Annotated in this window: 20 protein-coding genes and 1 pseudogene; 8 read left to right on the forward strand and 13 right to left on the reverse strand. The window is 69.2% G+C overall.

All coding sequences use genetic code 11. The annotated features are described in order from the left end of the window. Positions 1–1059, forward strand: a 1059-nt coding sequence (locus tag OG823_RS00005) for a helicase associated domain-containing protein (protein WP_371476347.1), incomplete at its 5' end; no start/stop codon positions are given. A gap of 100 nt (positions 1060–1159) precedes the next feature. On the opposite strand, the gene OG823_RS00010 is transcribed toward OG823_RS00005, so the two are convergent. After that, positions 1160–1795: a hypothetical protein gene (locus OG823_RS00010; RefSeq protein WP_371476349.1), complete on the reverse strand. Its 636-nt coding sequence runs from the start codon at positions 1793–1795 to the stop codon at positions 1160–1162. 1002 nt (positions 1796–2797) lie between these two features. Between OG823_RS00010 and OG823_RS00015 the strand changes: the two genes are divergently transcribed. Then, positions 2798–4126: a helix-turn-helix domain-containing protein gene (locus OG823_RS00015; RefSeq protein WP_371476350.1), complete on the forward strand. Its 1329-nt coding sequence runs from the start codon at positions 2798–2800 to the stop codon at positions 4124–4126. A gap of 97 nt (positions 4127–4223) precedes the next feature. Here OG823_RS00015 and OG823_RS00020 read toward each other — a convergent pair whose 3' ends face one another. Both OG823_RS00020 and OG823_RS00025 read right to left on the reverse strand, forming a co-directional pair. Continuing rightward, positions 4224–5225, reverse strand: a complete 1002-nt coding sequence (locus OG823_RS00020; protein WP_371476352.1) for a DUF4238 domain-containing protein — start codon at positions 5223–5225, stop codon at positions 4224–4226. A gap of 288 nt (positions 5226–5513) precedes the next feature. Next, entirely contained in the window at positions 5514–6467 is a 954-nt protein-coding gene (locus tag OG823_RS00025) for a hypothetical protein (protein ID WP_371476354.1), read from the reverse strand. 291 nt (positions 6468–6758) lie between these two features. Between OG823_RS00025 and OG823_RS00030 the strand changes: the two genes are divergently transcribed. Further along, the gene (locus OG823_RS00030) at positions 6759–7529 is read left to right on the forward strand and encodes an RNA polymerase sigma factor (RefSeq protein WP_371476355.1); all 771 of its coding nucleotides are present in this window, start codon (positions 6759–6761) and stop codon (positions 7527–7529) included. Continuing rightward, on the forward strand, positions 7529–7858 hold the full coding sequence (locus tag OG823_RS00035) for a hypothetical protein (protein WP_371476357.1): 330 nt from the start codon (positions 7529–7531) through the stop codon (positions 7856–7858). Before OG823_RS00030 ends, OG823_RS00035 begins: the two co-directional genes overlap by 1 nt. Positions 7859–8094: 236 nt before the next feature. Here OG823_RS00035 and OG823_RS00040 read toward each other — a convergent pair. Both OG823_RS00040 and OG823_RS00045 read right to left on the reverse strand, forming a co-directional pair. Next, positions 8095–8328: pseudogene (locus OG823_RS00040) on the reverse strand (STAS domain-containing protein); the annotation flags it as partial. A 595-nt stretch (positions 8329–8923) separates the two neighbouring features. Continuing rightward, positions 8924–9175 carry a hypothetical protein gene (locus tag OG823_RS00045; protein ID WP_371476358.1) on the reverse strand — a complete coding sequence of 84 codons (252 nt, stop codon included), beginning with the start codon at positions 9173–9175 and terminating at the stop codon, positions 8924–8926. Positions 9176–9186: 11 nt separating this feature from the next. Between OG823_RS00045 and OG823_RS00050 the strand changes: the two genes are divergently transcribed. Further along, the gene (locus OG823_RS00050) at positions 9187–9630 is read left to right on the forward strand and encodes a hypothetical protein (RefSeq protein WP_371476360.1); all 444 of its coding nucleotides are present in this window, start codon (positions 9187–9189) and stop codon (positions 9628–9630) included. Here OG823_RS00050 and OG823_RS00055 read toward each other — a convergent pair. The 7 genes from OG823_RS00055 to OG823_RS00085 form a co-directional block, all read right to left on the reverse strand. Then, positions 9623–10471, reverse strand: a complete 849-nt coding sequence (locus OG823_RS00055; protein ID WP_371476361.1) for a DUF4231 domain-containing protein — start codon at positions 10469–10471, stop codon at positions 9623–9625. The two genes, OG823_RS00050 and OG823_RS00055, sit on opposite strands and share 8 nt — an antisense overlap. A 649-nt stretch (positions 10472–11120) precedes the next feature. Next, on the reverse strand, positions 11121–11753 hold the full coding sequence (locus tag OG823_RS00060; RefSeq protein WP_371476363.1) for an SMI1/KNR4 family protein: 633 nt from the start codon (positions 11751–11753) through the stop codon (positions 11121–11123). Between the two features lie 58 nt (positions 11754–11811). Next, positions 11812–13044: an IS110 family transposase gene (locus tag OG823_RS00065; protein WP_371484250.1), complete on the reverse strand. Its 1233-nt coding sequence runs from the start codon at positions 13042–13044 to the stop codon at positions 11812–11814. Positions 13045–13807: 763 nt separating this feature from the next. Further along, positions 13808–14041 (reverse strand): hypothetical protein, encoded by a 234-nt coding sequence (locus tag OG823_RS00070; RefSeq protein ID WP_371476364.1) that lies wholly within the window; start codon positions 14039–14041, stop codon positions 13808–13810. Between the two features lie 82 nt (positions 14042–14123). After that, positions 14124–14336, reverse strand: coding sequence for a hypothetical protein (locus tag OG823_RS00075; RefSeq protein ID WP_371476365.1), 213 nt, complete (start codon positions 14334–14336; stop codon positions 14124–14126). 10 nt (positions 14337–14346) lie between these two features. Further along, positions 14347–14598 (reverse strand): hypothetical protein, encoded by a 252-nt coding sequence (locus OG823_RS00080; protein ID WP_371476366.1) that lies wholly within the window; start codon positions 14596–14598, stop codon positions 14347–14349. A gap of 151 nt (positions 14599–14749) precedes the next feature. After that, the gene (locus OG823_RS00085; RefSeq protein ID WP_371476367.1) at positions 14750–15388 is read right to left on the reverse strand and encodes an RNA polymerase sigma factor; all 639 of its coding nucleotides are present in this window, start codon (positions 15386–15388) and stop codon (positions 14750–14752) included. Between the two features lie 251 nt (positions 15389–15639). Between OG823_RS00085 and OG823_RS00090 the strand changes: the two genes are divergently transcribed. Together OG823_RS00090 and OG823_RS00095 are read left to right on the forward strand one after the other, a co-directional pair. Then, positions 15640–16200 carry a helicase associated domain-containing protein gene (locus OG823_RS00090; RefSeq protein ID WP_371476368.1) on the forward strand — a complete coding sequence of 187 codons (561 nt, stop codon included), beginning with the start codon at positions 15640–15642 and terminating at the stop codon, positions 16198–16200. Positions 16201–16293: 93 nt separating this feature from the next. Beyond that, complete coding sequence (locus tag OG823_RS00095) at positions 16294–16704, forward strand: helicase associated domain-containing protein (protein ID WP_371484251.1); 411 nt, start codon at positions 16294–16296, stop codon at positions 16702–16704. A gap of 89 nt (positions 16705–16793) precedes the next feature. Here OG823_RS00095 and OG823_RS00100 read toward each other — a convergent pair whose 3' ends face one another. Next, complete coding sequence (locus OG823_RS00100) at positions 16794–16991, reverse strand: hypothetical protein (protein ID WP_371476370.1); 198 nt, start codon at positions 16989–16991, stop codon at positions 16794–16796. 219 nt (positions 16992–17210) lie between these two features. Between OG823_RS00100 and OG823_RS00105 the strand changes: the two genes are divergently transcribed. After that, positions 17211–21125 carry a HEAT repeat domain-containing protein gene (locus OG823_RS00105; protein WP_371476371.1) on the forward strand — a complete coding sequence of 1305 codons (3915 nt, stop codon included), beginning with the start codon at positions 17211–17213 and terminating at the stop codon, positions 21123–21125. Positions 21126–21132 lie beyond the last annotated feature (7 nt).

A 21132-nucleotide genomic window follows, 5' to 3' on the forward strand; every position in this document is an offset into this window, starting at 1 on the left:
GCCCCAGGCGAGGGCGGTGGTGGGGGTACTGGCGGGGCGGGGGCGTTCACGTTGCCGGTGCGGTTCGAGAACGACCCGGGTGATGACGTCCTGGCGTTGTTCATCGCCTCGCGGGTGCTGACGAGCGAGACGCAGCTGTGGCGTGAGGCGATCGGCCACGTACGGCACTGGTTCAAAGAAACCGGCGGGCTCGACGTGCCCTATTCGGCATTGGTCGGAGAAAACCAGAACTTCCCCTTGGGTAAATGGCTGTCTGACCGGCGGGTGGAGAAAGCGGCGGGTGAGCTGGCGTCATGGCGGGTGACGCAGCTCGACGGGTTCGGGATGATCTGGTCCGTCTCCGACGCCCGCTTCGAAGCCGGCCTGGACTGGGCGCAGGTCTGGGCGAAGGACCACGGCGGCTCTCTGGCGGCGCCGGCGCGGGCCTCCGTCGGCGGATACGCGATCGGCACATGGCTGTCTGAACTGCGGGCCGCGGCACAGGTGCCAGCGGGCGAGCAGGGCGCCCTGTCGCCGGAGCGTCGCCGGGCGCTGGAGAAAATCGACCCGTGGTGGTGCCCGGCCTGGCCGATCACCTGGCAGCGCGCCTACGCCACCGCCCGACAGTGGTGGCTGGAGTCCGACGGCCAGGTCGACTGGGCGCAGCTGCCGGAGTCCACAGTGTTCGAGGGTGAGCAGCTCGGCCGGTGGGTGCAGGCGCAGCGCGCTGGCTTCCCTGGTCTGGAGGAGGATCAGAAGGACCTCCTGGCCGCGATCGGCATCGAGGAGGACCCCGAGCTGGTAGCCGCAGAGGCGAAGCCGACGGTGTCCCGCACGGACCGGTTCGCTCAGGGTGTGGCCGCGCTGGCAGCCTTCGTCGAGCAGCACGGCCACCCGCGGGTTCCGCGCCCACACAAGCAGCCGCTGGAGACTGCGGAGGCCGGCCCTAACGGGGAGGACCGGGTCGTGGTGCAGCACGTGGCGCTCGGCACCTGGCTCAACAACCAGAAGGCCCGCCGGGCGAAGCTCACCCCGGGCCAGCTCGCCCAGCTCGCCGAGCACGGCGTGGAGTGGGCGTAGCGGGCCGCACGGCCAGGCTGGTGGGTTGGTCCGGGCTCGCCCCTGCGGCGAGTCGGGCCAGCAATCGCGTGGGGATGCTCAGAGGAGCAACACCTGTCACCTAGTGGGTCCTGTCGACGGGGTCGGCTGCCTGCCGGAATCTCAACTCAGCTTGCTCAAAGGCCAGTTCGGCGGCGATCTTGGCCGCGCGGCGGGCCTCGTTCGGGTCGGCAGCCGGTGCAGCCCGCTTGGCTGCCTCTCGTTGCTGCCGATTGGTTTCGGCGGCTCGCTTGTGGTCGGCCAGGATGGCCTCGCGTCGGACGCGAGCGGCCTCGGCTGCTGCTTCCCGGGTGGCCTCGGCATGGGCTGCCTCTCGGGCGATCTCAGCTTCGATGCGGGCGGCCTCGGCACGGGCGGCTTCCGCCTCAACAGCCCGGACGGCCAGCTCCGCATCGACCGCCGCGCAATCCTTGCAGTTGGCGGCTGTGTCCGGGCGCCGGTGATGGATGCCGCACGTGCCGTAGTAGACCGCTCCGCCACTACCGGCCCTGCGGGGAGCTGTCCTCCCGCTGCCGCGTACGGCCCGCACGACGCTGTTTTCTACGCCTCGTTCCACCATGCCGATCGGGTGCGCTGCGCGTCGGACCTGCCGAATTGGCTTCGGCGTGACGGCACGCTTGGCATTGCGTACCGGGTGCGCAGCGTGCCGGATCTTCTTGACCGGTTTCGGGGCGAGTAGGCGAAACAGTATGCCCATGATCATTCGTTCCTCTCGGCCGGCTGCGGCGCCCCTGGCTGCGCGCGATCGACCCCGGCAACTGCGGCGGCTACCGGCCAGCGGTTTCCACCCTACGCGCGTGCTGGGCTGGTGACAGGACGAACTGCCCGACGCAACGACAGCGCCGCGCCTTTGACGGGCGCAGCTCAGGAGTGCCAGTGCGGTTTCCCGGACTCGATGCCGCACGTGGTGGATCGGTCCTCGGCGTCGGTGGTGGCCGGCTCCGAGGGCGTCGACCAGGTCGAGCAGGTTGAGGTGAAGCTGGGCAGCTGGGTCAACAACCAGCCTTAGCATCAGGCCGAGCTCAGCGAGGCGTAGATCGCGGCTCTCGCCGAGCACGGCCTGATGCTCGGGCAGTGGAGCATGAGGGGGAAGTTGGGAGGCTGCCACCGAGGTAGCTCGGTGGCAGCCTTCGTCGTTGTTCTCGGGTCTCACCAACTTCGTCTCCTTTTTAGCCCAAAAAATCTTCAAAAAACTGACCTTCACGGTGCCCGATCGCGAGAGGCAAGTGCACACGGAGGAGCAGATTCAACAAGCGTTCTCCAACTAACGTCGGGCGCGCGCTCCACCAAGGGCCTCGCCGAGGTCCAGATCGGGGACTTTTTATGCTTGAAACGATGGACGATCACATCGATGCCTGGTTGCCCGACCCGAGGGCCCAGCGGATCCGCAACGACGCGGTCCGCGTGGAGGAGCTGCGGCGGAAGGAGTTCCGGGGCCCCGGCTACGACCAGCTGGTGGACGACCTGTGCAGGGAGGCGATGCGGCTCTTGCGGGGCATGCTCCGCAGCGGCTCCTTGGCCCGCTACTGCAAGGAGCGCTTCGCCGAGAGGTGCCAGCCCCGAGTGGGGTCGGCACCGGCTGCGGCCGGCCGGGGGCAGCGGTCACACGCTGGGCCTGTCACCTGTGGGAATCTGCGCAGCCTGTGGTCAGGAGCGGGCCAGCGCATGTCGGTAACTCGGTGTGCTCGCGCGGCTTTTGGTGAAGTATGTGCAGATGACTACCTCCTTGTTCGCCGCGGCGGCGACGGACCTGACGATCGAGCGCATCCGCGCCTTCGCCGGACGGCCGGAGCAGGTGGAGAGCCTGACGCTGGAGTTCAAGCGCGAGTTCTCCTCCAGCTTGGTGAAGACCATCGCGGCGATGGCGAACTCCTACGGCGGCCTGATCCTGGTCGGTGTGCTCGACAAAGTCGAGGACGGCGCCGAGCGCGTCGTCGGCGTCGACGCCCAAGACACCATCGACAAGATCGCTTCTGCCTGCCATTCGAGACTCGACCCACCGTGGGAGCCGACCTTCATCCCGGTCCCGCTGAACGACGGCTCCGGGAACAGCGTGGTGGTGGTCCGGGTAGACCACACCGTCGCCCCACGCCCGGTGCTGATCGACCTCAAGGCGCCGATCCGGTTGAGCGGACAGAACTCCACCGCGGACCGGGCCCGGCTGCTGCAACTGGTCCGCGAAGAGCCGGCCGGCGGGGCGCACGCCCTGGGGCAGCACCTGATGAACCCGCGACTGGACACCGACACCGAGGGCAATGCCACGGAGGACTTCGTGCTACGCACCGGCGTCAACCTCCCGATGGGAGAGGCTGGCACTTGGCGGCCGCTGTCGGAACGGTCCGTCACCGCCCTCGCGAATGCGCTGAACGGCTCGCCTCTGCCCCACGTGCTACTGAATGTGGGGCATGGTGCCTTCAACAGCTACACCGGCTTCCGCCAGCTGGGACACAACCGGGCGCGTACCGCACGGCTGGTGTGGCAGGCGAACTCCGACAGCCCGGTGAAGCACCCGCTCGAGGCAGTCGTGACAGTCCAGCTCCCCGAGGTCTACGGCCCTACCGCCACCGCGTCGGTGGCTACCGTTTCCATCGACATCCTGGCCCGGATCCGACGGTACGCCGAGAACCTCGGGCATCTGCAGTGGGCGTACCAGTACCCGGTCCCGGATCTGGCGGACCTGTTGGACGGCATTTTGAAGATCTTCGTCGACGACTCCGTGACCACGGAGCTGGCCCGCCTCGCGGACATCGACACCGCCCTGGTGGCCCAACCCCGCGAACTCCACCTCGTCGCAGATGGTGCGGTCGCGGACCTCCTAGATCCCGAAGGGCTGCAACAGATCCCGGGCAGCGGCAGATCGAGCGGGGGCACCTTCCGGGCCAATCCGGCGCTCGACCTGCGCGTCGAACAGGAACGGCAGGAGCAGGTCCACGACTGGCTCCGGCAACTCGGCCTGGACGCCGGGCTGGCCGGCATGGAAGCTCTGGTGGAGCGCTACCGAGCTTCGGCAGCCGGGGCAGAGGCGTAGTACGGACGGCCCGCCAGCAGCTCCGAGACGGACCCCCTAGATCCTGCTAGGGACGCAGGGCCTCCATCATGTGCTGGAGGCCCTGCTTGTTGTCGTCTCAGCGGCGGGTCGTGTACATGTGCAGGATGTCGCCCATCGGTGCTTCCGTGCCGTCTGGGTTCTTCTGGATGCCGGGGGCCGTGTTGAAGCGCAAGGTGGGTCCGCGTTTGCTCAGCTGGACTCTATCGAGCGCGGCGTGACGGTCTGGGTGTCCGACAACGACCTGTTCGCAGCTGTCTGCGAGGTCCTGGTTGCAGCTGATTACTCGGTTGAGCTTGACTTCCTCTGTGGACGCTCCAGGGCGGCCGGGAACGAGCACCAACTGGGCGGTGGGGCTGACCGGGAACCTGATTTCATGAGCGCCTTCCAGGCCGAACCCGCGGTAGGCGTCGCTCGGAGTTTCCGGGCGCCAGAGTACGAGGGGTGCGTCGGAGGTGAGGAAGATCGGCTTGCGGCTGGTCTCGAGCCGCCAGTGCCGAGCACGGAAGTGCGGAACGCACACCTCAACAGAGCTGAGCGTATCCACGACCGCCTCATCGTGCGTGGGGTCGTTGCCCGCGTTCATCGCTCGCATCCCGTGGTAGTAGTCCCAGGCTCCTTGAGCTTCGGCGGGCCGAGGCGGGTGACCGAGATGCTTGCGTGTGAGGTACTCGGTGATCAGCGCGAGGTCGATCTCCCGCCCACTCGCATAGGCAGTGACGTTGCGCCCAAAGAGCGGGCCTGTGCGCTTCCGTGGAGTCCGGGCCATCTGCACAGCCAGGTACAGGCAGAGCAACTCGCGGTCGTCGGTACCGATAACCGGAGGCATTCCCGTCTCGTCTATTCGGCGCAGGACGTCGATGCCCTGCCCTTCCAGACGGCTGAGCTCGTCCTCGATGACCGTGGAGGGCGCGCCGTTCTCGTCGGTGATGGTGTAGAAGCCGGTCTCGGCCGCGATGTTCTTGACGTTGGCGAGGTGCGCCTTCGGCGGGCACCGGCGCTTCACCCTGACCATGACGCCTTGTCCGAATCGTGCTAGGTAGCTCTGCGGCACATAGTGGTGAAGTTTCGGTGCAGACACGCCGCCCAGCGTAGGCGGTCCACCCTCGCACTACGACGGATTTTCCCGGTCCACCGCATGCAAGCCGGTTTTCTGAGGCACCGATCAGTGCCAGGAGTATCCGTCATCGGCTCCAACAGGACGGTGCCGGCGGCCGCGTCGTTGAGGGCGGCCAGGGCAGGGCCGACGGCCGGGTACAGCGGGAGGACCGCTGCGCGCAGGACGTCGGCCCAGAGCACTGGGTCCGGTTCTCGGCGCTGGCATACGCAAGACCTTCGCCACGTGTCCCTGGGTGGATGATCTGGTGCTTCACCACTCGACATGGCAGGAACGAGCAGCGTCAGCGATCAGCGGGTCCATCTCCCTCATAGTGTCGGTCAACATGGTGAGTGCATCGGCGACGACGCGGTGCAACTGCTTCTCGTCGTTCACCGCGTCGTCGTTCACGGCGTGGTCGCCAGCCCCGACAAGGTCGATGCTCACCACGTCGCCCGTCGAGGAAGCGATCCCCTTGCGGGGCGAGGCGTGGGTGATGGACTGAGGACGGTGGCGGTGGTAGTACCCGCCACGGCGCTGGTCCAGGGCGTCGAAGCGCGGGTCGGCCTGGAGATGAGTCAGGCGCTCCACGAGGGCGGTCATCTGCGCGGCCGGGGCGGCTGCCGCTACCAGCGTCTCGGACCAGAACTTGCCTGGCGGGGCGAAGGTGAGCCACGCCTGCTTGTTCTGGTCTTCTCCCGGTGGGAAGCCATTGCCCTTCTTGCCGAACGGCGAGCTGTTGATCACATCCGCTGCCACCGCATCGAGGAGCAGCACCCGGAGCACCGTGTTGGCCAGAGCGTGGGCGGCTGCGAGAGAGAAGTGCGCGCTGGCCTCGCACAGCCCGCGGGCAGCCATCCGATGATGCTCCTGACCCGTCCGAAGCCGCAACGGATCATTGGCGTCTCCCACAATCGGGCGGGCCAACCAGCGCTGGGCGTCCTGCTCTGCCGCGTACGCCAGCGCCAGCTGCTCCCCGATGCTGCCCATCAGGCCATGTAGCTCGACCACGCGGTTCACGGCGTCGACGGGATCCGCCGCACCTGCCGCGCGCAGGCCGTCGAAGGAACTGAACCCCACCTGGCTGCCCCGTGCGCTGCGCTGCTGCCAGGCCCTCGCGACCTCAGCAACGTCTTCACGGGGATCGGTGGGTTCCGGGAGCGAGCCGTCGGGGTTGAGCGGCGAGAAGGTCGAGAACGACAAGGCGGACGTCCACTGCTCAGTCATGCCCCGCACCGTACCGCCGGCGAGGCTGACAGCCCACCCCTTGGGTCGCCCGCGCCGATCGGTGCGCACGCAGCAGAACGACGCGTGGCCCGCGTCGTCGCCGGGGGCGACCCCACGTGGAGGGCCTTCCGAGTCAAAGTTGGGTCTCGTTACCAGCTACCGAATTTCCGCAGGTCAGAGCGCTCTCCATCTTTTTCCGAACAAAATTTGCTCACTTCGTAGGGTCCGACTTAATTCCCGACGTAGCAACGCACGGTAGGACCATCTAGTACGAGGTTAGGTTTGCCCTAAATGACACACATGATCATTGCTGGTGAGGCACCGCAGCGAGAGCTCGTACAGGGTCTCGGCGGTGATGCAGAGTTGGTCCAGCAGCTGGAAGCCGACGGCTACTCCGGTGTCCGGTTCGAACTGGCTCGGGAGCAGCTCTGGACGTACGCAGTCAGGGCTCTGACGGGGATGATGCGGAATGGATCCATTGCGGCCAGCAGCCGCGCGGGAATCTGGGCCAACGAGCTCAAGATGCTGGAGCGGGACCGGGACCTGCGCGACCAGCTCGCTCTAGAGACCGTCATCGCGGTGGACGCGTGGTGGTTCGGGGAGGAAGCCCTGGGTCTGAATGCTTGGGATCCCGCCAAGGGTGCGAGCCTTCGGACGTACTTCATGGGAGCGTGCCTGTCGTCCGGTTTCCCCAACGTGCTGAGGAGCTGGCGACGTAAGCGGCTGAAGAGCGAAGCTGCATCCGCCCGACACCTGGAGCGGATCCATGATTCGGCGGACCAGAGTGGACTGGAGGCCGTGATCTTGCGTGCGGTGGTCCGTGAGGTGTTGGCCGAGGCAACGCTGGTTCAGAAGAGCATCTGTGGGCTCATCTACACCCAGGACCTGACTCACAAGGAGATCGGGAAGGTTCTGGGCAACAGGAGCGCGGCCGCCGTCGGAGCCCAGCTGAACCGGCTGCGCACAAAGGTGACCCGGCTGGTCCGCATCGGGGTGCTGGACGTCCCGACCGAGTATCTGGCCTCGGCCGGCGCCGGATCTGCGGTGCGGGGTGTCAACTGATGGCGCGTCCTGGAGCAGGAATCGCCACGGTGCTCGTCGGGCCGGTCTTGAGCACGGTGACGGGTTCACCGTGGCTGATGGTGGTCGGGGTGGTGGCCACGCTGCTGGCGGTGTTCGCCCTGCAGGCTGTCTTCCCCCAGGACTCAAAGGATCGCCTGGCTTGGTGGAAGGACCGCCGCGTCCATGGCACGCGCCGCTGGGAAGCCAAGGAAGCCCGACGTAAAGCCAAGGAGGAGCTTCGTCTGAAGAGGTTGGAGCAGGGCAGGGCAGAGCCACCACCACTGCCTGCGCCGAGGCACAGCGAACCGGTCGAACGAACGGAGGAATGAGCTTTCGCGGCGGCTCTCACATGCACATCCCGTGTCGGCATGACTTGCCCGGGGCAGCTCGCGCAGCTCGCCGAGCACGGCATGGAGTGGGCCTAGCGGCTCCGTCCTAGCCGGGAGGTCGTTGCCCTGCGCGGGGCCGGAGCGGGGCACGATTGTGCGCCGGTCCGGCCCCGGGCCGGGCGTGATTCACTCCTGGACATCGGTGGTCCGGCGGCAGTTACGGACACTGTGGGTGATCAGTCGGCGGGGGTGCGCGGCGCGGGGGCGGGGACGTCCTGGTCGACGGGGAAGACGTGGTCGGCGCCGGTGATCTCCAGCGTCCTGGCCGCGATGCGGGTCGGGCGGGCCAGGTGGAGGACGGTGTTCCGGCGCCGGGCGTCGATCCGGGCTTGGAGCAGGGCGTTGAGTCCGGTGGAGTCGCAGAAGGTGACGTCTGCGAGGTCGATGACCAGTGTCGGCGGGGCCGGGCTGGGGGCGAGGCGCGGTGCAGCGCGGCCCCCAGGCGCGACACGTTGTCGAGGTCGAGTTCGCCGGCGAGCTCGAGGACCGAGCCGTCGGGGGTGTCGCGGACGACCGCGGTGAAGGCCGGCCCGGTGGTGTCGCTCAACGCGTTCTCTTTCGCCACCAGTCGGGGGACAGGACCACCGTACGGCGCGGCCCGACGGCCGCCCACCGGGCCTGGAGGAGGCTGTTCACCACTGCGGGTGCAGATGGGCGGGCGATGGCGTGTCGCGGGCGCAGCGGGGCGGGACGGTGATCTCCGGCATCCTGGCGGAGCGTTTCCGGCCGGGTGCGGGGTTCTGTCAGCATCGGGTCGGGACGGTGCGGAGGAAGAGGTGGGGCCGTGGTGGGCACGTTCGGCAATGCCGGCGTGATTCTGGGACCGGTGAAGGGGCGGGCGGCGGCGCTGCGCCGGTTCTCAGGGCGTCCCGGCGCCGCGGACAGTGCGGCCGCCGTTGCGGTGGTCGCGCGGGCGGTGGGCCTGGCGGAGCGGCCGGACGGGGTGGGCGAGGTCGGTGAGCTGATGGAGTTGTGGACGCTCGCCCGCGTGTGGGGCTACCCCGCCTACGAGAACGTCACCCTTCCCGAGCTGAGGCCGCAGACCTTGGCGCTGGCCGGGCAGTTGCAGGCGCTGCTGGAGGAGCTGGAGCCGGAGCACTGCAAGAGGTGGGGTGTGCGCTGGCGATCAACCACGACGTGGTGTCGCTGGCGTTGGAGTTGGTGGAGGAGAGCGCCGACCCGCGCCCGTTCCACGTCCGGTCGATGGGCGAGTTCGACCTGGAGCGCCGGCTGGAGGAGGACCGCATCGGCGACCAAGTCGATGTCCTGTGCTGGACGCTCCCTGCGACTGGCCAGCGGCGCAGCGCGGTGCTGTGGTGCTGGCGTGGGTGTGGGAGGTCGCCGCCCTGGTTGCGCAGATCGCGCAGTTGTCTGTCCTGCCCGCGGTGCCCACTCCCCTGCTGTGGCAGAGCGCCGGCGCCGATCACGCCTGCAGCAGCGCCCGCGTTCCCGGTAGCGAGGTGCTGGTGTGGGCCAGGACGGAGCCGGAGCCGTACGTGGGCCGGGTGCTGTGGGCCGGGGCGCGGCCGCCCGCGTGGTCGGCCTGGTCGGTCGGCTGGACCGGCGGGGAGGGCCAGCGGCTTTGGTGGAAGGGCGGACGGGCGGCGAGTGTGGTCGCCGCCCGGTGGAACGCCGAGGTCGTCGTCCAGGCGCTGCTAGCCGATCCGCACCGGGCGATCAGCCCGCAGAACGGCGAACCGCTGATCACCTGACCGTTGCTGCCTCGTGATTCTCGGTGGGTTGGTCGAGCTGCTGTTGGCGACGTCGCTGCTCGCCGCGAATTGCCTCGACACGATCGGTAAGCCTGGCGAGGGATTCGGCCTCGCTGGCGAGGCCGGCGTAGTCGCCGACACGAAACGTGGCGGCGTTGAGTTCCTGTTCAATGGCGTCTGCGGTCTGCTGCAGGTAGAAGGAGCGTTCGCGGAACTTGAAGTATCCGGTGAAGCTGGCTGCCAAGCCGACCAGAAGGCTTACGGCCACTGTGGTCCACCGGTGTGCCGGCAGCGCGTCGGCGAGGGCGGCGATCGTAGTGGTCAGCAACGAACCGATGATGATCACGCTTTGGAGCCAGTTGTGGGTCCGTCGGTATTTGAGGCTCTCCGCCTGATACTGCCTGATGAACTCGAAGACATCCTGGCGGTAGTAGCGATGACGGACCTCCAGCTCCGGATAGGTGCTCGCGGTGAAGTGACGCAGGGCCTCGCGACCCCGTTCCTGGCGGCCTTCCAGCACTGATCGGCTGGAAAATGCCGTACGCCTGACCCGAGTCCGCACACGCCAGTTCAAAACTCCGCCGGCCGTGGCCAGCACTGCACAGATCCCGTCCAGACGTGCCAGCACCGGCCAGCTGACGCGTCCGGCCAGCGCGATGGCCAGGCAGAGCGCGACGGTGCCCGCGAGGATACCGATGCCCCCGGTCGTCCAGAAGGCGAGGTTGATGAACCGTCGGATCCGCAGCATCTCCTCGCCGGTACGGATCTCTTCTTTGAGCAGGAGAAGCTGATCGAGTTCTACCGGCTGGGACGATCCGGCTCGGAGCTCTTCGTCCGACACAGTTCCCCCCGGAACGCGCTCGGGAATCGGTTAACCGATCACCTCGTGATCCACGGATTATGGCATCGAGCATGCCTGTGTAGCAGGCGAATCCCGGTGGCTGATCCCGTAGCTTCGGGCACGGTGCAGGACGCGTTGGAGGGGCGCGCTGCCGTGACTGGCTCCGGCCGGCTGGCAGGCGGAAGCGTGGCGGCGCTGGGCCAGCCGCTGCTGTCGTGGATCCGGGGCCCGGACCGGCGACTACCGGGGGGCGACCGATCGGGTGGTGGCGTCCTCGTGTGGACGGGTGGGCGGCGCCGGCGCGGGCGTCGGTGGGCGGGTACGCGATCGGGACGTGGCTCTCGGAGCTGCGGGCCGCGGCCCAGGTGCCGGCCGGAGAGCCGGGGGCGCTGGCGGCGGAGCGGCGGCGGGCGTTGGAGGAGATCGACCCGTGGTGGTGCCCGGTGTGGCCGATCACCTGGCAGCGCGCCTACGCCACCGCCCGGCAGTGGTGGCTGGCCTGCAACGGCGTGGTCGACTGGGCAAAACAGCTGCCGCTGGACACGGTGTTCGAGGGCGAGCAGCTCGGCCGCCACCGTGTGGTGGTCGCACCCGGCCAGCTCGGCCGCGGAACGGTAACTGCCTGTGAGACATCGCACGCGATTAAGAGTCAAGCGGAGCGGGTTGATCGTCGGCCAGGGTTGGCGGGTTGCCAGGTGAGATCAAGTGCATCATCGACTGTGGCAGTGCGGGATTCCTGGGAGCCGCCGAGGGCTGCGTGGCTCAGCAGCGCGGGCGTGCCGGTCTCCAGCGCGTTGGCGATGTCTTGGAGCATCGAGGTGACCGAGGCCCACTGGGGGACGTCCAGCATCCAGGTCTCGTGGTCCCAGAGGAGTACCGCGCCGTGGGTGTCGCCGGGTCGCATGTCGACGACCAGCCCGTCGCCACCGGGGCTCAACGCGATCGGCATGAACTCACGCAGGTAGCGCGTCTCGGGCTGGCCGTTCTCGTCGAACGACTCGCCTTCCTGCTCGGCGACCAGTAGCCAGATCCCATGGGTCTCCAGGGCCTCGTCCAGCGAGACCGGGGCGAACGCCTCCGGAATCCAGTAGCTCGCGCTGACACCGGGCAGCAGCCACCAGGCCCGAAGGTCGGCGGGCAGGGGCAGGCCGAGGTCAGCCTCGAACGCGTCCAGGCGGGCGGCATCCGGCGCTGGTCTCGCCGGGCCTCGTCGGGTGTGCGCGGTGAGCCAGGTGTCGATGCGGCTCCAGGAGGTCGGGATGTCGTGATCAGCGGTTGTCATGGCGGGCAGTCTGCCTCACGGGGGTGTCACCGGCCGAAGCTGTGAGCGAAGCAACTGGTCAAGCCGCGACTGCGGTGAGAACGGGTGCGGGAAAGGCGGTGTTCTCGTCGAACCGTTCGTGGTGCTGGAGGCAGTGGTGGAGCTGTCCGAGCAGGCGGTTGAAGAGGTGGCGTTGGGCGGCGGCGTGCCAGTCTCCGTGTCCGCGGCGGGCGCGGTAGTGGGCGCCGGCTCCGGGTGAGGCGGTGAGGGCGGAGAACGCCCAGAGGTAGCCGACGTGGTTGAGGCGGTCGTTCTTGACGATGCGCCGGCCGATGTGGCTCTTCTTGCCGGAGGCGCGGGTGACGGGTGCTGCTCCGGCGTAGGCCTTGAGGCCGCGGGCGTCGGCGAAGCGGGTGCGGTCGTCGCCGACCTCGGCCAGGACGCGGGCGGCCAGCTGGGTGCCCAGGCCCGGGAAGGACAGCAGGATCTCCGCGTCGGGATGCTGGGGGAAGAGCTCCTCGACGGCTTGGGCGAGTCCCTCGGCGGCCTGGCAGGTGGCGTCGAGCTGCTGCAGGAGGGCGAGCATCTGCTTGCCGAGGGCGTCCTCGACGAGCTGCGGCTGGTGGGCGTACTCGGCGCGAAAGACCTCGCGCAGGCGGTCGGTCTCGGTGTCGAGCTTGCGGCTGCGTCCGGCGCGTCTGAGGGCAGCGGCGATTTGGCTGCGGGTCAGCCGTGCCGCGCGGGCCGGGGTGGGGGCGAGTTTGAGGAGTTGGCGGGCCTCGGGGCGGCAGAGGCCGTTCTGCCAGGGGCCGAAGGCGTCGAGGGCGGCGGGGTAGTACTCGCGGAGCAGGGAGCGGAGCTGGTTGGAGATCTGCTGGCGGTTCCAGGTGGCGTCCTGCTGGGCTCGGGCCAGCACCGCGATGGCGCGGGCGAGGTCGGTGTCGGCGGGGAGCGGGCGGTGCATGGGCATGTCGGTGCGCAGGATGTTCGCCAGGACCAGGGCGTCGCCGGGGTCGGACTTCTTGCGGGAGACGCCGTGGCGGTCGCGGTAGCGGGCGGCGGCCATCGGATTGATCGCGAACACCTTCCGGTGGCCGGTGCGCAGGATGGCGACCAGGAGGCCGCGGCCGGTCTCGATGGCGACCGGGATCGGCTCCTCGGCTGTGTCGCCGTGTTCGGCGAGGAGGTCGAGCAGGAGCTGGTAGCCGGTCGCGTCGTCGGTGATGCGGCGCTTGGCCAGCAGCTGGCCGCTGTCGTCAACGAGGGCGACGTCGTGGGTCCGTTCGGCCCAGTCGATCCCGCAGTAGATCATGCTGTTCTCCCTGGTCAGGGCATGCTCGGGCACTGATCCGCGAGCACGTGTGGGGCCACTCAGCTCCCTAATTCCAGGCCTCGTCTCGGGCCGACATCGCACTAGTTGTTGCGTGGCACCAGCTCGCTCCACGGGCCTCGATCTGTGCCGGAGCTCAAGGCTCGGGCCTTTCGAGAGGTCACCGTAGAACGGGCTCGCACCGCCAACATCACCAACGAATGATCACAGCCGCCCGCCGGCGGTCCGGGGCACCAAGCGCCGCAGATCTGTACTAGGGCATCGAACGCCAGGTCAGAGACATGCGTACGCTCGATGCCCCGGCCGCTGGCGGGCGGCCTTGTGGCGATGGTCGTGCGGGGGCCAGGGCGGCACCGATCTCACAGAAGGCCTCGGTGGCCGGGTCGTATGCAGGCGTCTCTCCGACCATCTCACGACCACCCCAGCGGGCCACGGTCGTGGCAACCGCTCTGGCCCGCTAATAAGGAATTAGGTCGTATGCCTCAAGGATCTCCATGATCTCCCTGCTGTTCTTCACCCGCTCCAGCGTCGCCGAGCGGGACTACTCGGGGCGAGCGGGGAGAAATTTGGCCGTACGCGGGGAAACCCGTGGCCATAAATTGCGCGGTAAGTGGCCGCCTACGGGGAGCATGCCTCGACCGCCGTCAGAGCTGGTGTCGGCGGGAGGAGTTCACCGCCGCCGGCTGCGCAGTTGGAGGTGTCGAGAGTGGTCCTGTGGCCGTGGGTGCGCTGGGCTGGTGCCGGGCTACTTCAGGGCGAGCCACGCGATGATGGCGCTGGCGATAGCGGCGATGGCGGCGGCGGCGCTCCAGATGACGTCGGTCCTGTGCCAGTAGGGGGCGGCGCCGGGGTACTGGCGGGGGTGCCGTGGGCGGCGTTGGCGGTACTGCCGTGGTGGGTCTGGGGGGGCAATGATGGTGATGTTCGCCTGGGGGCCGGCGCTGACGTTGAAGGTCGGCTGGTCGGGAGTGCTGGTCATGTTCTTCTCCGGTGTTCATGGTTTGCCGGGCCTGCCGCCCCGCCGGGCAAGGCGGGGCGGCAGGCCTTCGGGCGTGGCGTGGTTAGGCCACGGCGCAGGGTGCGTGAATTCGCCTCGGGCCCCGGTTGTCTACTGTCCACGGGGTGGGCTGAGTCCGTCCGCTGCTGCCGATGATGGTGGAGATCGCGACCACCATGATCAGGGTGATGGGGGTATTCGTCGTCGTCATCCCCAGGCAGGAGAGCACGGCGCCGAGGACGACGGCGGCAGCCGGCAGCATCGATTTGGTTGGCATGGTTCTGCCCCTAGCGGGTGGCGGCGGGGTTCGCCGCTGTGGTGGTCCGGACGGCGGGGTTGCCGTCGGAGGCGTTGGCCGGGACGCTGGCGCGGATCCGCGCGATCGTGTCCTGCCAGTGCGGGCTGTTCATGGTCTGTTCCACGGCCGCGGACGCATTGTCCGTCAGGATGCGGCCGAGTCCTCGGAGGAACATCTCTTCCTCCTTGGTGAGGGCGGGGGCGTCCTCCAGGGAGGTTGCCCCGTTGATCTGGTCGTGCATATGAGATCTCCTTCGTGGCGAGACCCTGCTCTAGGGTCCCGACCTGGGGGCACGGTGCCGGCGGATGCGCCGTGCTTCCTAGTCGGGCTCTACAGGACGGGTGGGGGTACGGAACGGGCGGGCGCGCCGCACCCCCCGAGGGGTGGGGTTCCTACGGGAGGAGGCGGTCCCACAGTTCCGAACGGTTACGGGCGAGTGCGTGCGTGCCGCGGTAGAGGTGCGACTGCACCGTTGCCAGGGAGAGGCCCATGACCTCTGCTGCCTGCTCGGGCGTGAGCTTGGCCTCGAAGAGGAGGTGGAACACCTCGCTCTGGCGCCGACTCAGGTATGTGTCGCAGGCCTTGAGGGCCTCGTTGACGAAGTGGCCGCACTGGAGCGAGCGGTCGAGGTCGGTGTCCGGCTCGAACCACAGGCCGGGCCGCTCGCCGATCTCATCGCTGGCCATCTCCTTTTTGTTCCACTGCGTGAACAGCCAGTTCTGGCCGACGCGGTAGGCGTAGGCGACCGGGTCACGAAGTGCCGGGGGGCGCTGGGCGCGGGTGAGTACCCTCTCGAGGGCGTGCTGGGTGCCGTCCTCGGACTGTTCCCTGGTTGCCCCCTTGCCGCGCAGGTAGCGCGGCAGGAGGGTGTAGATCGTGGCAATGTGTTCATCGGTGACCGTGATGCTTCCCTGTTCGGGGATGCTGGAGTAGATCTTGCCGATGTGCTCGCCGGTGTCCGTGGCCGGCCCGTGTTCCAGGCCGGATCCGGCCTCCGTGGGGCCGGTTTCCTCGGCAACGCGCTCGATCATCGAGGTTTTACCTCTCGGTGTAGTGAAGGGTTGTACGAGTCGGGGCGTTCGGCCGATCCGCCTGCCGCCGGTTCCCGCCTCGGGTGGATAGAGGCGAAGGGGGGCCTCTCACTGAGCTCGCAGCTTGTGAGGTACACCACGACCGCTCAATCGGCATGTCGCCTCTTTCGAAAGCCTGTTGACGTGGTACAAGACCAGCGACCGCCGCGCGAGGGAAGACCACCTGGCGGTCCGCCTGGCAGCGCGCGTACGTGGCCGCCAGGGCGTGGTGGCTGGAGTGCGACGGCCGGGTCGACTGGCCCGCCCTTCCGCTGGAGCCCGAGTTCGAGGGAGAGCAGCTGGGGAAGTTCGTCGCCCGGGTGCTGGTCGGTGAGACGCAGCTGTGGCGTGAGGGGATTGGTCATGCGAGGCGGTGGTTCGAGGAGACCGGCGGCCTTGATGTTCCTTATTCGGCGCTTGTCGGGGAATCCGGGAATTATCCGCTCGGGAAGTGGTTGTCGGACCGGCGCAGTGAGAATGCGGACGGTGAGTTGGCGTCATACCGGGTGGCGATGCTGGACGCGCTCGGGATGATCTGGTCCGTCTCCGATGCCCGGTTCGAGGCCGGGCTGGACTGGGCGCGGGTGTGGGCGAAGGACCACGGCGGCTCTCTGGCGGCGCCGGCGCGGGCCTCGATCGGCGGGTACGCGATCGGCACGTGGCTGTCCGAGCTGCGGGCCGCCGCGCAGGTGCCGGCCGAGGAGCAGGGGGCTCTGGACCCGGAGTGGCGGCGGCAGTTGGAGGAGATCGACCCGTGGTGGTGCCCGGCCTAGCCGATCACCTGGCAGCGCGCCTACGCGGTCGCCAGGTCGTGGTGGCTGGAGTCCGACGGCCAGGTCGACTGGACCGCCCTGCCCTTGGAGACCGTGTTCGAGGGTGAGCAGCTCGGCCGGTGGGTCCTCGCGCAGCGGGCCGGCTGGCCCGGTCTGGAGGAGGACCAGCGGGACCTGCTGTCCGCGATCGGCATCGAGGCCGACCCCGAGCTGGTGGCCGCCAAGGCCGCCGCCGAGGCGAAGCCGGCGCTGTCCCGCACGGACCGGTTCGCTCAGGGCCTGGCCGCGCTCGCCCAGTTCGTCGAGCGGGAAGGCCATGCGCGAGTGCCCCGGGCGCACAAGGAGGTGCTGGAGAGCGTGGAGGCCGGCCCCGGCGGCGAGGACCAGGTCGTGGTGCAGCACGTGGCGCTCGGCGCGTGGCTCAACAACCAGAAAGCCCGCCGGGCGAAGCTGACGCAGGGCCAGCTCGCGCAGGTCGCCGAGCATGGCGTGGAGTGGGCATAGCGGGCAGAGCGGGCAGGTGGTGTCGGCTGGCCCCTGATGGGTGTGGTCGGCTCGCGGTGCGAGGCGGCCATGCCCATCAGGGCCGGGCTTCAGTGGGTCTTCAGCCACCAGTCAATGACGGCGACCAGGATCGGGGCGGGTGCGCGGGTTGCCAGGGCCAGCAGGGCGGTGCGCCCGGCCTCACGGAGCATTGAGGCGTTGGCGGGGGCAGGCGGGGTGGTCGTTGCCGTGTTGGATGCGGTGGGCGGGGCGGCTGGTCCGGGCGTGCGGGTGAGGTTGTGCTTCATGGTGGGTGTCCTCTCGGTGGTCACTGGTGTGGGGATGCCGGGCCCGGCGTCGGGTTCGAATGTGACATCGAGGGGTATGGGGTGTCCCAAGTTGCGGGCGGGGCGGGCGTGATGGGCGCTACGCTGCTGGTCAGCGGTGGTGGGTCACGGGTGCCCGCCGGGCCTGCCGCGGGCGGGGCGGGCGCACGCGGGGTGGGTGAGAGGCAGGGCGGCCGGGCGATGCCGGACAACGAGCTGGAGTCGGGGCCGAAGCGGCAGGCGCTGTACCTGGGCCTGCTGGAGTTGAAGGAGCGGGCGGAGCGGGCTCGCAAGGCCCGGCAGGAGTTGTACGGGCAGCTGGAGCTGGAGAAGGCTGTACGGCGTACCGGGCGGGCCGGGACGGAGACGTTCGCCGGGAAGCGGATCAGCTCATGGGTGCCTCCGGCCGGCCGTGCGGGCGGGGCGCGGGTGCCGCAGGATGCTGAGGTGCTGCTGGCGGTGGTGGCGGTGTGGTCGTCCTGGGCCGGGGCGCCGTCGCTGTCGGCCGATGGCCGGGTGGAGGAGAGGTGGCTGCGCGCGGAGCGGGCCCGGTGGGTGCGGCTGCTGGACGGGGCCCGGGCAGAGCGTGAGGCTGCCCGGGCAATCGGCGCGGGCGATGGCGCCGCGCAGGACCAGGTGCGCGCCGCCGAGTGGGCGGCGGCCGTGGAGGCTTACCTGCGGCGGGTGCAGGAGGTCCACCGGCGGCTGAACCTCGACGTCCTCGGATCCTCAAGCAGCGCCGGTGAGCAGCCGGTGATCGAGGTGCGGCAGGTGTTCATGGCGCAGTTGTGCCGTCCGCATGTGGCGCAGGTTCCGGGTGAGGTGCGCCGGTTGCTGATGGCGGCGAACGAGCTGGCGGAGGCGGATCTGCCGCCGGGGATGGCGGCCGAAGCGGCCCGCACCCTGCGGAAGGATTACCACGCGCAGCCCGCGCGGCCGGTGTTGGAGGTGCTGGCGGGTGAGGGGGGTCGGCGGGTGGTGGTGCTGGGTGATCCAGGTGCGGGGAAGTCGACGCTGGCGAAGTACGTGGCGTTGGCGTTGGCGGGGGCGTTGGAGGAGCTGCCGGGCGAGCTGGGCGGGCTTGCCGGGTTGGTGCCGGTGGTGGTGGAGCTGCGCCAGTACGCGCAGGCGCGGTGGCGTGAGCGGACGATCGAGGACTTCCTGGAGCAGGTGGACCAGCAGGACCGGATGTGCCTGACGCGGCCGCTCCTGGAGGGTCTGCTCGCGCGGGGGCGGGCCGTGGTGTTCTTCGACGGCCTGGACGAGGTGTTCGACCCGGCCGTGCGGGCGGAGACCGCGCGGCGGATCACCGCGTTCGCCGCGGCCCACCCGGACGTGCGGGTGGTGGTGACGTCGCGGGAGTACGGCTACCGGGCGGGTGAGTTCACCGCGGCCGGGTTCGCCCAGGTGATGCTCCAGGACCTGGACCGCGGGCAGGTCGAGCAGTTCATCCGCCGCTGGTACACCGCAGCGCATCCGGAGAACCCCTCCCTCTCCTCGCAGCTCACCCAGCGTCTGCTGGGGGCGGTGCGGGGGGTGCGGGCGGTGGCGGAGCTGGCCGGCAACCCGTTGCTGCTGACCGTCCTTGCGTCGATGGGGCTCGGCAAGACCATCCCCCGTGAGCGCCGTGAGGTCTACGCCCACGCGGTGGAGGTCCTCATCGAGCAGTGGGACAAGGACGCCAAGTTCCTCGACCCGCACTCGTCCGTCACCGGGGAGGCCGCCCAGGCCCTGGAGTGGCTCAACGTCGACCGGCGCCTGAAAGTGCTGCAGCGCATCGCCCGCCGCATGCAGGAAGGAGCTGGCCGACCCGCCGGCACGTTCATCCAGCACAGCGAACTGACCGCCATCATCAGCACCTACCTCACCGAACAGAACATCTCCCGCACCGCCGCCGACATAGCCGCCCGCCACGTCGTCGAACGGCTGCGCACCCGCAACTTCCTGCTCGCGCACTACGGCGGTGGCATCTACGGGTTCGTCCACCGCACGTTCCTCGAATACCTCGCCGCCACCGACCTCCTGGACCGCGCCTTCGAGGAGGACTGGACACGCGACGAGACGGTCGGTCTCCTGGCCGGCCACGCCGAGGACCCGGCGTGGCACGAGGTCCTGCTGCTCACGGCCGGCAACCTAAAGCAGCGTGACGTGGCGGCCTTCATCGCGCACCTCCTCCAACAGCACCGACGCCATCGGGAGCCCAGGGATGCGTCGGTGCCGATGCTGGTGCTGGCCATCCGCGTCCTGGCCGAGGTCAAGGAGATCGGTGCCTCCCCCGCCCCGGGTGCCAAGGACCGGCACCTGTCCGTGGCCGCGCAGAGCGACGCCGTCATCGACACCCTCACCACCACCATGCGCCAGTCCGTGTACCTCTTCATCGAGGAGGCCCTGCCCGCTCTCGGCACCTTCGACCGTTTCTGGAGCGGCCGGGACCGCTACCTGCGCTGGTACTACGCCAGCTATCAGCGGGGCACTGCGATTCAGAGCAGCGACGTCGCTGCGGCCCTGAGCCGCGACCTGGACGAAACAGCACACCAGGCACGTACCCCCTGGGATCCGTTTCTCCGCGGCGACGCGCTGCGGGTCCTCGGGGAGCGGTGGCCGGACCATGAGAACACCTACCAGAGCGTTCTCGCCGCCACCACCGACACCGAACCGAACGTCCGCGCCAACGCCCTGCACGTCCTCGGACGGCACTGGCCAGAGCACGAAGACACCCACCGGGCCGTCCTCGCCGCCACCACCGACACCCAACCGAACGTCCGCGCCAACGCCCTGCACGTCCTCGGACGGCACTGGCCAGAGCACGAAGACACCCAGCAGACCGTCCTCGCCGCCACCACCGACACCGAACCGAACGTCCGCACCACCGCCCTGCACGTCCTCGGGGAGCACTGGCCGGAGCACGAAGACACCCAGCAGGCCGTCCTCGCCGCCACCACCGACACCCAACCGGGCATCCGCGCCAACGCCCTGGACGTCCTCGGGCGGTACTGGCCGGAGCACGAAGACGCCCACCGGGCCGTCCTCGCCGCCACCACCGACACCGAACCGAACGTCCGCACCACCGCCCTGGACGTCCTCGGGGAGCGGTGGCCGGACCATGAGAACACCTACCAGAGCGTCCTCGCCGCCACCACCGACACCGAACCGAACGTCCGCACCACCGCCCTGGACGTCCTCGGGGAGCACTGGCCGGAGCGCGAAGACACCCACCGGGCCGTCCTCGCCGCCACCACCGACACCGAACCGAACGTCCGCACCACCGCCCTGGACGTCCTCGGGCGGTACTGGCCGGAGCACGAAGACACCCAGCAGACCGTCCTCGCCGCCACCACCGACACCGAACCGAACGTCCGCACCACCGCCCTGCACGTCCTCGGGGAGCACTGGCCAGAGCACGAAGACACCCACCGGGCCGTCCTCGCCGCCACCACCGACACCGAACCGAACGTCCGCACCACCGCCCTGCACGTCCTCGGGGAGCACTGGCCAGAGCACGAAGACACCCAGCAGACCGTCCTCGCCGCCACCACCGACACCGAACCGAACGTCCGCACCACCGCCCTGCACGTCCTCGGGGAGCACTGGCCAGAGCACGAAGACACCCACCGGGCCGTCCTCGCCGCCACCACCGACACCGAACCGAACGTCCGCACCACCGCCCTGCACGTCCTCGGGGAGCACTGGCCAGAGCACGAAGACACCCAGCAGACCGTCCTCGCCGCCACCACCGACACCGAACCGAACGTCCGCACCACCGCCCTGCACGTCCTCGGATGGCACTGGCCGGAGCACGAAGACACCCAGCAGGCCGTCCTCGCCGCCACCACCGACACCGAACCGAACGTCCGCACCACCGCCCTGCACGTCCTTGCGGCCAGGTTCCCGGGTGTGGCGTGGCCCGTTGTGCGCGAGCACACCGCGAGCGACCAGCCGGCCGACATCAGGGTGTACGTGATCAAGCTGCTCGCGCTGCTGTGGCCTAACGAACCCGACACCCTCCCTCTCATCCGAGCCATGGAGCAGCACGACGATGAGGATGTGAGCCGGACAGCCAAGGAAGCCTTGGGGCTGTTGGAGTACCAGCCCCGCTCGGGGGGCTCTCGGAAGTAGGGCTGTC

This window comes from Kitasatospora sp. NBC_00315 (assembly GCF_041435095.1).
GTDB lineage: Bacteria > Actinomycetota > Actinomycetes > Streptomycetales > Streptomycetaceae > Kitasatospora.